Here is a 12,385-nt window from a genome sequence, read left to right as displayed (position 1 = left end):
GCCTCCCCCTCGGGACCCCCCCCCCCCGCCCCGGCGCCGGGGTGCTCCCCCGGGCCGGAGCCCGCGCCGGCGGCCGCCTACGCCGACGCATGCAGACCCACGTGGTGGAGTGGTCGAGCGTGCAGGGCCTGACCCAGAGCACCCTGGACCTGCCCGGCCAGGGCGTCGCGCAGGCGCTGCTGCAGTTCGAGGGCATGCGCGCCGCCGACGTCGCCAACGCCCTGCGCGAACTGCCCGCGAAGCGGCGTGACGAGATCGCCACCGCACTCGACGACGAGCGCCTCGCCGATGTGCTGCAGGAACTCCCACCCGACGACCAGACCGATCTGCTCTCGCACCTGGAGATCGAGCGGGCCGCCGACGTTCTCGAGGCGATGGACCCCGACGACGCCGCCGACCTGCTCGGCGAGATGTCCGACGCCGAGGCGGAGGCGTTCCTGACCCGGATGGACCCAGAGGAATCCGAGCCGGTCCGGCGTCTGCTGACGCACTCCCCGGACACCGCGGGCGGCCTGATGACCTCCGAACCGATCATCGTGACCGCGGCGACGACCGTCGCCGAGGCCCTGGCCCGGGTCCGTGACCCCGACATCAACCCGGCGGCGGCCAGCATCGTCTTCGTGGTCCGCCCGCCCACCTCCACCCCCACCGGCAAGTATCTCGGCTGTGTGCACGTGCAGGCGCTGCTGCGGGAGCCGCCGGCCAACATCGTCGGCGGCATCCTCGACACCGATCTGGCCCATCTGCAACCCGAGGATTCGTTGGAGACCGTCACCCGCTACTTCGCGACCTACAACCTGGTCTGCGGGCCCGTGGTCGACGATCAGGGCCACCTGCTCGGTGCCGTCAGCGTCGACGACCTGCTCGACGAACTGCTGCCCCGCGACTGGCGTGAGACCGAGCCGGCCGACGACGAGTTCAGCGATGAGGTGTCCTCATGAGTGAACCGCGGGGACGGCGCCTCGACACGCCCCGCGAGAATCGCCGACCACGCTTCAACCTCGATTCCGACATCGTCGGCGTCTACAGCGAGCGCATCGCACGCTTCCTCGGCACCGGCAGATACCTGGCCATCCAGACCGTCATCGTCATCGTGTGGGTCCTCATCAACCTGTTCGCGGTGTCGTTGCGATGGGATCCGTACCCGTTCATCCTGCTGAATCTGGCGTTCTCCACCCAGGCCGCCTACGCGGCGCCGCTGATCCTGCTCGCGCAGAACCGCCAGGAGAACCGCGACAAGATCGCCCTCGACGAGGACCGCACACGGGCCGCACAGACCAAGGCCGACACCGAGTTCCTCGCGCGTGAGCTCGCCGCCGTCCGGCTGGCCGTCGGCGACACCGTCACCCGTGACTACCTGCGCAAAGAGCTCGACGACCTGCTCGATGACCTCGTCGATCGGCTCGCCGCCCGCGACCTCGACACGCCCGCCGACGGTCCGCGTCGGCATACCGATCCCGATACCGAGGCCCGGTCGGCAACACATCCGAGCCGGCGGACACCGACGAAACCGACGAATCCCGCGCGCGAGCATCGGCGCTGAGCGGTGACCGACCGGCGGTAACGCGGCATCGACCGTCGCCGATGTTCGTCTCGAGGCCCGATTCCGGGGTTCGCCGACTGGGACACCCGACCCAAATGTATGGTGGACCACAGTGCAGGGCGGGTTGATGATTCGTCGCCGATTTCTCGATCGGTGGTCGGCCGCCGCGCGAGTTGGTGCTCCTCGGGGGGCGATAGTGCGTGAAGTGACAACGGAGTGAACGACGTGACAGGGCTGCCGACGAGATCGGGGATTGCGCCGAAACCGCAACGGGCAACGCCACCGGGTGTGCCGACCCACGCTGCGACCTCCTCCCGGGGTGGACGGCGATGATGACACCACGGCCCCTACGGCTACGCCGAGGACCGCGAGGCCGTACCGTCGTCACCCGCCGCACCGCCTCGGTCGGCGTCGGCGCCGCGCTGGTCGGTGCGATGATCCTCGGAGCCGCCACCTCCAGCGCACACGACGGTGCGATCCCGGTGGCAGCCGCGCCCGAGGCGCCCGTCGAGGTCGCCGCGGTGGCCGCGGGTCAGCCGGTGGCCCTGCTGGGTTTCGCTCCCCCCGCCGCGCAGACCGCCGCCCCGTCGGTGGCCCCGCAGTTCCGTATCGCCGCCGACCTCCCGTCCGGTCCGCTCGGAATCCCCGGCGTCGTCCTGCAGGCCTACAAACTCGCCGCCAACCGCGTGGCATCCGAGAGCGGCGCCTGCAAACTGCCGTGGTTCCTCCTCGCCGGCATCGGACGCATCGAGTCCAATCATGCGAGCAACGGTTCGGTTGACCAGTACGGCACGACGATCAACCCGATCGCCGGACCGGTCCTCGACGGTTCGCTCGCCGGCAATCAGGTCATCCGCGACACCGACGGCGGCCGGGTCGACGGCGACGCGAGCCATGACCGTGCGATGGGCCCCATGCAGTTCATCCCGAGCACCTGGGCCGCCTGGGGCAGTGACGCCAACGGCGACGGCAAGGCCGATCCGAACAACGTCTTCGACGCCACCTACTCCGCGGGCCGCTACCTGTGTTCCGGCGTCACCGACATCATGGCCGACGGCCACAAGGTGGCCGCGGTGATGCGCTACAACCACTCGGTCGAGTACGCCGAGAACGTCCTGGCCTGGGCTGCGGCATACGCGACCGGCGTCATGCCGACCAACCCCATTCCCGAGATGCGTCGGCCCGCCTCCTCGTCCTCGTCGTCGAGTTCGAGTTCGGCGTCACGGCCGTCACCGGGATCACCGAGCGGGCCGTCGTCCCCGTCGGCACCGAATACCACCACGCCGACCCAGCAGTGCCTCGGCATGCTGTGCCTGCCGCCCGGGATCACCATCCCGGGACAGCCTGCCCCGCGAACCACGCAGGCCCCGACGCCGCGCACCACCCCGGCACGGTGACACAGGGGCTCCGCCCGCAGGGCTCCGGGCCCGTCGTCGCCACCACTGGTTAAGCTGGCTGGGATGACTACTGGAGTGTCCCCCACCGAATCCGCGATCCGTGCGGCCCTGTCGAAGGTCCGCGATCCGGAGATCGGCAAACCGCTCACCGACCTGGGCATGGTCAAGTCGGTGACGGTCAACGACGATGCCAGCGTCGACATCACGGTGTACCTCACCACCTCCGGCTGCCCGATGCGTACCGAGATCAGCGGACGCGTCGAGACCGCCGTCGCCGACGTGCCGGGAGTCGGCGCGGTCCGCGTCGATCTCGATGTGATGGACGACGAACAACGGTCCGAACTCCGCAAGAAGCTCCGCGGCGACTCCGCCGAACCGGTGATCCCGTTCGCCCAGCCCGGCTCGCTGACCCGGGTCTACGCGGTCGCCTCCGGCAAGGGCGGGGTGGGTAAGTCGTCGGTGACGGTGAACCTGGCGTGTGCACTCGCCGAGCGGGGATTGTCGGTCGGCGTGCTCGACGCGGACATCTACGGCCATTCGGTGCCCCGGATGCTCGGCAGCGACGCCAAACCGACCCAGGTCGAGAAGATGATCATGCCGCCGATCAGCCACGACGTGAAGTTCATCTCGATCGGCCAGTTCACCAACGACAACACCCCGGTCACCTGGCGTGGACCGATGCTGCACCGGGCGCTGCAGCAGTTCCTCGCCGACGTCTACTGGGGCGACCTCGACGTGCTCCTGCTCGATCTGCCGCCGGGCACCGGCGACGTCGCGATCTCGATCGCGCAACTCATCCCGGGCGCGGAGATCCTGGTGGTCACCACCCCGCAGCAGGCGGCCGCCGAGGTCGCCGAACGGGCCGGTGCGATCGCACTGCAGACCCGCCAGAAGATCCTCGGCGTCGTCGAGAACATGTCCTGGATGGAGTTGCCCGACGGCACCCGGATCGAGCCCTTCGGCTCCGGCGGCGGGCAAACGGTCGCCGACCGGCTCACCCGCATGGTGGGCGCAGAAGTGCAACTACTCGGACAGATCCCGCTCGAGACCGCCCTGCGTGAAGGCGGCGACACCGGCGCCCCGGTGGTGCTCTCGGCTCCCGAGTCGACGTCGGGTTCGGCCCTGCGGGCCATCGCCGACAAGCTGGCGGTCCGTCGTCGGGGCCTGGCCGGGATGAGTCTCGGGATCGACACCACCCGTCACGCCTGATCGCCCTCGCCCGAAGATCCTCTCGGCCGACGAATCAGGTTGCGTCCCAATCGGTGACGCTGCGATTGCCTCGTGCCGTCGTATGACCCGAATCCGATACCGGGGTGCCCTTGTCCAATGAGGGCGCAGTCGGCGTGACGGGTTCCGGCCCCGCCGGCATCGCCTTGGACACCGGCTTGATGGTGGGCGGTTCGGTCGCCGAACGCAGGGTCGACCCGACGCTGTCGAATGTGGAGAACACCGACTCGTCGCCGTTCAAGAGGTGTTTGGTGACCAGTGATCGGGGTGTCATCCCGCGCAGTTCGTTCAGATCGGCGAGGGGCTTGCGCAGGTCGTCGAAGTCGGTGCCGAGTTCGTTCTTGAGGCTGTCGGTGGCGCCGGTCGCGTAGTCGCGCGCCTTGCGGACCGACTGCATCGTCCAGCTGATGGCGCCGGGCAGCCGTTCCGGGCCGAGGATCACCAGCGCAGCCGCGATGAGGATGAAGATCTCTCCCCAGCCCACGCTGTCGAACATGACGCTTCTCCGATCCCGCGAGCTGTCAGTCGCTGCCGGGCGTGATGGTGCCGTCGAACGTGCGCCCGTCTCGCCAGTAGGTGAACTTCACCGGTTCACCGATCTTCGCCGTTCGCACCGCGACCGTCAATTCATCGGCGCTCTCGATGGACCGACCGTTGAACGACACGATGACGTCGTTCTCGCGGACCCCGGCGCGGTCGGCGGGACCGCCGGCGACGACGTTGCGGACCTCCGCGCCCAGGACGCGATCGTTGCGTACCGAACTCGCATTGACCCCGATCTGCGGGTGGTTCACCTTGCCGTCGCGGATCAGTGCCTGCGCGATCGGGACGGCGTCGTCGATGGGAATCGCGAAACCGAGTCCCACCGAACCGCCACTGCCGGAACGGATCGCGGTGTTGATCCCGACCACCTGGGAGCGCATGTTCACCAACGGGCCACCCGAGTTGCCCGGGTTGATCGCGGCGTCGGTCTGGATGGCGTCGATCACCGCGTCGGTGTCGGATTCGGCATCCGGACGCAACGGCACCGCGCGGTGCAATGCGCTCACGATGCCGGTGGTGACCGTGCGATCCAGTCCCAGCGGCGAACCGAAGGCGACGACGCCCTCACCGATCTGCAGGTCATCGGAGTTCCCGAGCTGCGCGACGGTCAGGTTCGCGACGTTGTCCACCTTGAGGACCGCGAGATCGGTGCGGGGATCCCGGCCGGCGATGCGGGCGGGGACCCGATTGCGGTCGAAGAACACCACCTCGAGCTTCGCGTTGCGATCCGACGCGGCCAGTGACACCACGTGATTGTTCGTGAGGATGTAACCCTCCCGGTCGATCACGAAGCCCGAACCGGTCGCCGAGCCGTCGCTGAGTCGCACGTCGATGGCGACCACCGACTTCTCCACCGACTGCGCGACCGCGGCGACATCCGATCGCGGGGCCTGGCCGCCGTCGTCGCCGGTGGACAATTCGACGGTGTCGCTGTTCAGCGGTGCGGCGACCTCGGCGGTGAAGCGGCCCATCAGGCCACCGACGACGCCGATGAGCAGGGCGATCACCGCAAGCGTGGCGAGTGCATGCCACGCCACGCGGCGCCCGAACAGAACGTCGCGGAGGCCCAGTGTGGGGCCGGCCACGGTCGGCACCGGCGAGGTGGCTGCGGCAACCGCAGGTCCGTCGAGGACGACGGGACTGTCGGGATTGCGCCACGGGTCCGGCGGCGACTCCGGCTCGGCGGGCTCCCCGAAGGAGGCGAGTGGGTCACGTTGGAGCGTCTCGGCGCTGCCGTCCGGTCGGCCGAAGGCCTCGGCCAGCACCGGATCGGGTGCGGCGACCTGCGGCTGTGGGCGCTGTTCGCGCTCCCGGCCGGCCGCGAACGATCCCGCGACCCCGTTCGGGCGGCCGAAGATCGCGGCAGTGGCCGGTGACACCGGGGCGTGGCGCGGCGGCTGCGTCGCAGCGGCGGGGCGAGGCCCACTCGCATCGGCGGAGTTCGGCTCCGACCACGGACTGGGCCCGGATGCCGCCGGCCCGGATGCCGCTGCCGCGGAGCGCTCGGAGGCCTCTCTCGCGGAGTCGGCCCGATGTCCGGGACTGCTCGGCGACGCAGGCGCCTCGTCGACGGAGAAACTGTCGGAATGGTCACCGGCAGGGGCGCCCGTCCGGGTGTCCTCACCCGGACCGTGTTGATCAGAGGCCACGTGTCAGCGGCTCCGCCAACGCTGGATTCGACCACGGGTCATCGGCGGCGCGGGAACCGACACCGCCTCGCCGGACGGTGACATCGGCGGCCCGGCACGGTGTCCGGTCGAGGGTTTGTGCGCCCCGGGATTGTGGGCCGCATCCGGCCGGCCGGGGCGGCGCTCGTCGAGTGCGGGGGCGCCCTCGGCGCTCATGTCGAACTCCCGGGTCGGGATCTGGCTCAGTTGTCCGAGCAGGCCCGACGGGATCGCCATGGTCCCCGACGACCGCAACCGGGTGCGGGCGGCGGCCTGTGCGTCGACGGCGGCGACGCATTCGTGGCACATCGCCAAATGGTGGGTCGCCCGCATCTGGGCGGTCATCCCGAGCTCACCGTCGACGAATGCCGCGACGGCCTCGGGTGCGAGGTGCTGAGTGGGAGCGAAACGGCGCTCTCGGGGTGCGGCCGGACGACGCACGGGAGCGAACGACGACGACGCCGGGGCCCACGCGGACGGCCCCCAGGACCGCCGACGACGCAGATTCGCGGGAAGGTCGGGCTGTCCGGTTCCGGATCCATCGCCGCCGGGCCGTTCACCCGGGCCGGGTTGCCGTCGCTGGCCGTCCATCATCGCCCTCTTTCACCCCTTCCCGTCAGGTCTGTTGCTGTCAGGTCTGCGTGGTACCGCGCCCCCGAAGGGCCTGGCGGTCACCCAGCCTACCGAATTCGCCAACGATTCAGGAGAGCCCGGGGTTCCCGATCCGGCAATCCCGACACGGGTCAATGACCCGGATTGCCGACGGCGACCGACCGCCGATCGACGTGACCGTTGGCGAGGAGGTGATCACGAATCGTCTGTCTGCCGCGGTGGATTCGACTGCGCACCGTCCCCAGTTTGACGCCCAGGGTGGCGGCGATCTCCTCATAGGACAGGCCTTCGATGTCACACAGGACCACCGCGGCCCGGAACTCGGGGCTCAGCGAATCGAGTGCCGCCTGCAGATCCGCGTCGAGGTATGCATCGGCGTAGACCTGCTGCGGATCGGGCGTGTCGGCGGGTACCCGGTCGTACTCCTCGGGCAGGGCTTCCATGCGGATCTTGCTGCGACGCCGGACCATGTCCAGGAACAGGTTGGTGGTGATGCGGTGCAACCAGCCCTCGAACGTGCCGGGGCGATAGTTCGACAACGAGCGGAACACCCGGATGAAGGTCTCCTGGGTGAGGTCCTCGGCGTCGTGCTGGTTTCCCGACAGCCGGTAGGCCAGCCGGTACACGCGATCGGCGTGCTCGCGGACCAGTTCATCCCATGACGGCATGAACATGTCATTTCCGGTGGCATCGAATCCCGCGGTTCCACCGGGCACACCGGCATCCGATCCCGTGGACCCGCCCAAGGCTATTCCCGCGGATTCGGTGTCGACGGCCGCGGCCGAGGAGTCCTCATGGTCGGTCGCCTGGAATGTGGTCATCGTGTGTGGCCGGTCCCCTTCTCGCAACACCAGTGGCACTCGTGGGTGATATTCACCATGCCGAACCGTTGCGACGCCCACCTTATTCCCGCAGCGTCCGGCGCGGTGATCTCAGCCTCTCCTACCGCAGTGTGGTCGTCGTATGATGCGGCTGAGTGTTCACTGAGGAAGTCGGAGCGGACGGACTTTCGGATGGTCCCACCCGTAAGTCCCCCACATTCGGGCGTGCCCCGGCGTCGGTCGGGCGGGGCGTGTCTAACCTGGGGAGAATGACCGGTACACAGCCGAGCGACCCGCGGATGGCACTCATCGACTACGCCGAGTCGGCCATCGTCGAGGACGACGCCCTCGCCGCGGCCCGTCTTCGTGCGGCCGAACTCGGCACCGAACCGGTCAGTCCGGCGGTCGGAGCACTCCTGGCGATGCTGGCGCGTCTCGTCGACGCACGCGCCGTCGCCGAGATCGGCACCGGGACCGGGGTGAGCGGCCTGTGGCTGTTGGCCGGGATGGCCGCCGACGGCGTGCTCACCACCATCGATCCGGAACTCGAACATCACCGTGCGGCACGCGCATCGTTTGCCGGCGGCGACATAGCACCCGGACGTACCCGACTGATCAACGGCACACCGCGTGAGGTGTTGCCCCGCCTGTCCGACAACTCCTACGACCTGGTCTTCATCGACGGACCGCGCCTCGACCTGCCGCGTTTCGTCAACGAGTCGATCCGGATGCTGCGCCCGGGCGGGGCCCTGGTGATCCACGACGCCGCCGCCGGCGGGGCGGTCGCAGACCCGGCCCGCACCGATCCGATGACCAGCGCCGCCCGCGAGGCCGCCCTGCTGGTCGCCGACGACGACCGCCTCCTGCCGGTGGTGATCCCGCTCGGTCCGGGCGTGCTGGCCGCAGCCAAGGCCCGCTGAGGACGACGCCCGGTCCCGGACCATCGGGATCTCGGGAAACCGACCGCTCAGACGTCGGTCGAGAAGCGGACCCCACCGTCGGGCAGTTGCACCCCGGGCCAGACCCGCGCACCGCGGAGCAGTTCACAGCGGGCGCCGACGTCGGCGCCGTCACCGATCACCGTGTCCCGCACCAGGGCCCGCGGCCCGATCCGTGCGCCGAACCCGACGATGCTGCGTTCGACGACCGCGCCGGCTTCGATGACCGCACCGTCGAAGATCACCGCGCCGTCCAGACGTGCCCGCGGCCCGATCTCCGCCCCGCGGCCCACGACGCTCCCGCCGATCAGGAGTGCTCCCGGGGCGATGCCGGCCCCCTCGTGCACCAGCGATTCACCGTGACGATCGCCGAGTGCCGGCGACGGGGCGATGCCGCGGACGAGGTCGGCCGATCCGCGCACGAAGTCCTCCGGGGTGCCCATGTCACGCCAGTAGCTGTTATCGACGTAGGCGTGGATGTGGCGGCCCTCGGCCAGCAGCGACGGAAACACCTCGCGTTCCACCGAGACCTCGCGACCGGCGGGGATCTCCTCGATCACCGAGCGGCTGAACACGTAGGTTCCGGCGTTGATCTGGTCGGTCGGCGGGTCCTGGGTCTTCTCCAGGAACGCCGTGACCCGCCCGGTGTCGTCGGTGGGGACCGAGCCGAAGGCACGGGGGTCGGACACCCGCACCAGATGCAGGGTGACGTCGGCCTGCGCCTCACGATGGGTGGCCACGACATGGCGGATGTCGGTGCCGCCGAGGACATCACCGTTGAACACCACGATGGTCGACGCGGTGAGCTCGTCGAGGACGTTACGGATGCCACCGCCGGTACCGAGCGGTTCCTCCTCGGTGACGTAGCGGATCTGCAGGTCCAGTTTCGATCCGTCCCCGTAGTACTCGGAGAAGGTCGCCGCCTTGAACGAGGTCCCCAGGATGACGTCGCGGATACCGGCGGCCCGGATGCGGGAGAGCATGTGTGTCAGGAACGGCAGACCGGCCACCGGCAGCATCGGTTTGGGCGCCGAGAGCGTCAACGGACGCAACCGCGTGCCCTTGCCGCCCACCAGGATGACCGCCTGGACGTCGGACATGTCGACATCGGGTACCGCACCCGGCACCGGCGTCGGGTTGTTGACCGCGAAATACGTCATGGGGATTTCCTCTCCGCAGGGGGTTGGTCGGCACGGGATTGAACACGGGTGGAGTCGGAGCGTGCCGCCCGCACGGCGAGCGCCGATCGGACGGCCAGGCCCGCACGCAGCCCCCAGCGGAGCGGCGCACGCCACACGCCGGGGTGGCGGTCGGCCTGAAAACGGTAGGCGCTGCGATGGTGCGCGGGCAGCATCGTCTCGGGGCGTTTGTCGGCGCTGTGCCCCTTGGCGTGGACGACCTCGGCGCCGGGGACGTAGACGTTGAGCCACCCGGCTCGGCCCAGCCGGTCACCGAGATCGACGTCCTCCATGTACATGAAGTAGCGCTCATCGAATCCGGAGATCGCATCAAAAGCGTTGCGCCGCACCAACAAACACGATCCGGAGAGCCAGCCGACGGGACGCTCGCCGGGTTCGATGTCGTCGGCCCGGTAGGCGGCGGTCCACGGATTGGACTTCCAGATCCCGCCCAGCAGGGCGTGTCCGGTGCCCGACACCAGGTCGGGAACGCGGCGGGCCGACGGGTAGACCGAGCCATCCGGGTCGCGGATCAGCGGCCCGAGCGAACCCGCCCGTGGCCAGCGCGCGGCCGCCGCGACGAGTTCGTCGATCGCCCCCGGCGACCATTCCACGTCGGGGTTGGCGATGACGATGAACTCGACGTCGTCGTCGATCGCGGCCACTGCCCGGTTGATCGCCCCGCCGTAGCCGATGTTGCCGCCGGTGTGGATCAGGGTGACGTTGGCGTGTTCGCGTTCGGCGGCCTCGGGTGCCCCGTCGCCCGATCCGTTGTCGGCGATGATCACCGGCGGCAGCGTGGACGTCGCATGGGTGAGGCTCTTGAGAAAGGCGTGCAGGTGATCACCGGACCAATAGGTCACGGTCACCACGGCCAGCTTCGACGTCACCGGGTCAGCGTAGCGGGCGGCCGCGGCACGTCACACCGGCTGCGCGGGTTACCCGGAACCTGTGGTAGAGCTCACCGCGGCGCTCACCGCCGCGGACCACTCGCGCAGCGCTGTCAGACCCGCGCGTTCCCACGCCCGGGCGGACAGCACCGAATACGCGGGCCGGGGCGCCGGGCGTGGGAAGTCGTCGGTGCTGCAGGGCCGCACCCGGTCCGGGTCGGCACCCACCAGGGTGAACACCTCCCGCGCGACGTCGTACCAGGTGGCCGCACCGGTGTTGGTGGCATGAAGGATCTTCCCGGCCACCGGCGGCCGGGGACCGCCGGCAACGAGTTCCCACAACCCGTCGGCGAGGTCGACGGCATAGGTGGGCGACCCTTTCTGGTCGTCGACGACGGTGATCGTGTCGCGGGACCGCTCGAGTCGGCGCATCGTCCCGACGAAATCGGGGCTCTCGGGACCGCCGGTGTACACCCAGGCGGTGCGGACGATCGTCGCGGTCGGGTCGGCGGCCAGGGCGGCGCGTTCACCGGCGAGTTTGCTCGCGCCGTAGACGGTGGCCGGTGGCAGCGAGTCCGCGTCGTCGCCGGGTTCGTACGGTGTGGTGCGCATCGGGCGCTGCACGGCCCCTGGTGCGGCGGTGCCGGCCACCGCGTCGCCGAACACGTAGTCGGTGGACACGTGGATCAGCCACGCGTTCGCCGCTGCGATAGCGTCCGCGAGCAGGCCGGGTGCCACCGCATTGACCGCCCACGCCGCGTCGGCGTCGGATTCGGCCGCATCGACGGCGGTGTAGGCGGCCGTGTTCAGCACGGCGTCGCCGGCCCGCAGCGTCGCGAGCACCGAGGCCACCGAGTCCGGGTCGGCCAGGTCGATGTCGGCCGAGGTCAGGGTGCGGATCTCGACACCCTCGGGTGCACGAGTGCGCAACGCGGTACCGAGTTGCCCGGCGGCCCCGAGAATCCAGATCGCGCCCGGTGATGTTCCCTGCGGCGTTCCCATTGGTGTCGCGGCGTCGGCGTCATCGTGCACGCGGACAGTCTGCCCGCAGCGGCCACCGGCGGCCACCGCTGGGGTCCGCACCTCGCCCGGGGTCACACCTCTCACGACGCATCGGCGTTGCACCGTCGACTTCGCGGTCATCTTCAGTAGTCTCGGCGAAGGCAAACCACACCAGAACCGTCAGACACTCGAGTAACGACAGTGCGCATGCGTCTCAGCCGATGCCGACTGTGGTCACCGCGAACGAAAAGGACCGCCCACACGTGGACTCCCGCCCCGACGACGTCCGTCGACGGCCCGACGCCGCCCCACGCGGTGACGCGGCTCGTCCCCGACGCTCGCGGACGGCCTCGGCAGACGCGACGGCCGCCCGCCCACGCCGCGCCGGTGAGTCACCCCGCCGACCCGCACCGGAGGCGACCGGACGGCCCGACCCGACCCACCGGGCCGAACCCGCCGACCGTCCGGACGGATGAAGGCCGCGCGCACCGCCGCCATCACCTGCTCCTCGTTGCCACCGGAACCGAGGTTCGAGGTGAGGATGAGGATGGTGTTGGGGAAGTCCAC

Annotated in this window: 12 protein-coding genes and 1 pseudogene; 5 read left to right on the top strand and 8 right to left on the bottom strand. The window is 69.9% G+C overall.

All coding sequences use genetic code 11. From position 1 onward, the window contains the following. The 4 genes from ACWDPV_RS24100 to ACWDPV_RS24085 form a co-directional block, all read left to right on the top strand. Window positions 1-941, top strand: a 941-nt coding sequence (locus ACWDPV_RS24100) for a magnesium transporter MgtE N-terminal domain-containing protein (protein WP_449744999.1), incomplete at its 5' end; no start/stop codon positions are given. Next, window positions 938-1,543: a DUF1003 domain-containing protein gene (locus ACWDPV_RS24095; protein ID WP_449744998.1), complete on the top strand. Its 606-nt coding sequence runs from the start codon at window positions 938-940 to the stop codon at window positions 1,541-1,543. The genes ACWDPV_RS24100 and ACWDPV_RS24095, both read left to right, overlap by 4 nt. A gap of 332 nt (window positions 1,544-1,875) precedes the next feature. Further along, window positions 1,876-2,940 carry a lytic transglycosylase domain-containing protein gene (locus ACWDPV_RS24090; protein ID WP_449745002.1) on the top strand — a complete coding sequence of 355 codons (1,065 nt, stop codon included), beginning with the start codon at window positions 1,876-1,878 and terminating at the stop codon, window positions 2,938-2,940. Between the two features lie 63 nt (window positions 2,941-3,003). After that, entirely contained in the window at window positions 3,004-4,149 is a 1,146-nt protein-coding gene (locus tag ACWDPV_RS24085) for an Mrp/NBP35 family ATP-binding protein (protein ID WP_449744997.1), read from the top strand. Window positions 4,150-4,183: 34 nt separating this feature from the next. Here ACWDPV_RS24085 and tatB read toward each other — a convergent pair whose 3' ends face one another. The 4 genes from tatB to sigE all read right to left on the bottom strand — a co-directional run bounded on the left by tatB (window position 4,184) and on the right by sigE (window position 7,810). Next, complete coding sequence (tatB, locus tag ACWDPV_RS24080; protein ID WP_449744996.1) at window positions 4,184-4,663, bottom strand: Sec-independent protein translocase protein TatB; 480 nt, start codon at window positions 4,661-4,663, stop codon at window positions 4,184-4,186. 25 nt (window positions 4,664-4,688) lie between these two features. After that, on the bottom strand, window positions 4,689-6,359 hold the full coding sequence (locus ACWDPV_RS24075; RefSeq protein ID WP_449744995.1) for a trypsin-like peptidase domain-containing protein: 1,671 nt from the start codon (window positions 6,357-6,359) through the stop codon (window positions 4,689-4,691). A gap of 3 nt (window positions 6,360-6,362) precedes the next feature. Beyond that, window positions 6,363-6,971 (bottom strand): zf-HC2 domain-containing protein, encoded by a 609-nt coding sequence (locus ACWDPV_RS24070; RefSeq protein WP_449744994.1) that lies wholly within the window; start codon window positions 6,969-6,971, stop codon window positions 6,363-6,365. A gap of 149 nt (window positions 6,972-7,120) precedes the next feature. Continuing rightward, entirely contained in the window at window positions 7,121-7,810 is a 690-nt protein-coding gene (gene sigE, locus ACWDPV_RS24065) for an RNA polymerase sigma factor SigE (RefSeq protein WP_348808506.1), read from the bottom strand. Window positions 7,811-8,079: 269 nt separating this feature from the next. Here sigE and ACWDPV_RS24060 point away from each other — a divergent pair, with 269 nt between their 5' ends. Beyond that, complete coding sequence (locus ACWDPV_RS24060) at window positions 8,080-8,730, top strand: O-methyltransferase (protein WP_348808507.1); 651 nt, start codon at window positions 8,080-8,082, stop codon at window positions 8,728-8,730. A 47-nt stretch (window positions 8,731-8,777) separates the two neighbouring features. Here the strand turns inward: ACWDPV_RS24060 and ACWDPV_RS24055 are convergent, their stop codons facing one another. The 4 genes and pseudogenes from ACWDPV_RS24055 to ACWDPV_RS24040 all read right to left on the bottom strand — a co-directional run. Further along, window positions 8,778-9,848: a sugar phosphate nucleotidyltransferase gene (locus ACWDPV_RS24055; RefSeq protein WP_449745001.1), complete on the bottom strand. Its 1,071-nt coding sequence runs from the start codon at window positions 9,846-9,848 to the stop codon at window positions 8,778-8,780. A gap of 56 nt (window positions 9,849-9,904) precedes the next feature. Then, window positions 9,905-10,816 carry a glycosyltransferase family 2 protein gene (locus tag ACWDPV_RS24050; protein WP_348808508.1) on the bottom strand — a complete coding sequence of 304 codons (912 nt, stop codon included), beginning with the start codon at window positions 10,814-10,816 and terminating at the stop codon, window positions 9,905-9,907. A gap of 48 nt (window positions 10,817-10,864) precedes the next feature. Beyond that, a complete protein-coding gene (gene rfbD, locus ACWDPV_RS24045) occupies window positions 10,865-11,818 on the bottom strand; it encodes a dTDP-4-dehydrorhamnose reductase (RefSeq protein WP_449745000.1) in 954 nt (317 codons plus the stop codon). Between the two features lie 474 nt (window positions 11,819-12,292). Beyond that, a pseudogene (locus ACWDPV_RS24040) lies at window positions 12,293-12,385 on the bottom strand (hypothetical protein); the annotation flags it as partial.

It is taken from the genome of Gordonia sp. NPDC003504 (assembly GCF_053587995.1).
The sequence above is the reverse complement of the archived record's forward strand: the minus strand, read 5'-3'. Positions and strand labels throughout refer to the sequence as shown.

Excerpts from the sequence above, each read along its gene's own strand:
- ACWDPV_RS24095 (WP_449744998.1), top strand. The coding sequence starts at position 938 with ATGAGTGAACCGCGGGGACGGCGCCTCGACACGCCCCGCGAGAATCGC.
- ACWDPV_RS24090 (WP_449745002.1), top strand. The coding sequence starts at position 1,876 with ATGACACCACGGCCCCTACGGCTACGCCGAGGACCGCGAGGCCGTACC.
- ACWDPV_RS24085 (WP_449744997.1), top strand. The coding sequence starts at position 3,004 with ATGACTACTGGAGTGTCCCCCACCGAATCCGCGATCCGTGCGGCCCTG.
- tatB (WP_449744996.1), bottom strand. The coding sequence starts at position 4,663 with ATGTTCGACAGCGTGGGCTGGGGAGAGATCTTCATCCTCATCGCGGCT.
- ACWDPV_RS24070 (WP_449744994.1), bottom strand. The coding sequence starts at position 6,971 with ATGATGGACGGCCAGCGACGGCAACCCGGCCCGGGTGAACGGCCCGGC.
- sigE (WP_348808506.1), bottom strand. The coding sequence starts at position 7,810 with ATGACCACATTCCAGGCGACCGACCATGAGGACTCCTCGGCCGCGGCC.
- ACWDPV_RS24060 (WP_348808507.1), top strand. The coding sequence starts at position 8,080 with ATGACCGGTACACAGCCGAGCGACCCGCGGATGGCACTCATCGACTAC.
- ACWDPV_RS24055 (WP_449745001.1), bottom strand. The coding sequence starts at position 9,848 with ATGTCCGACGTCCAGGCGGTCATCCTGGTGGGCGGCAAGGGCACGCGG.
- rfbD (WP_449745000.1), bottom strand. The coding sequence starts at position 11,818 with ATGGGAACGCCGCAGGGAACATCACCGGGCGCGATCTGGATTCTCGGG.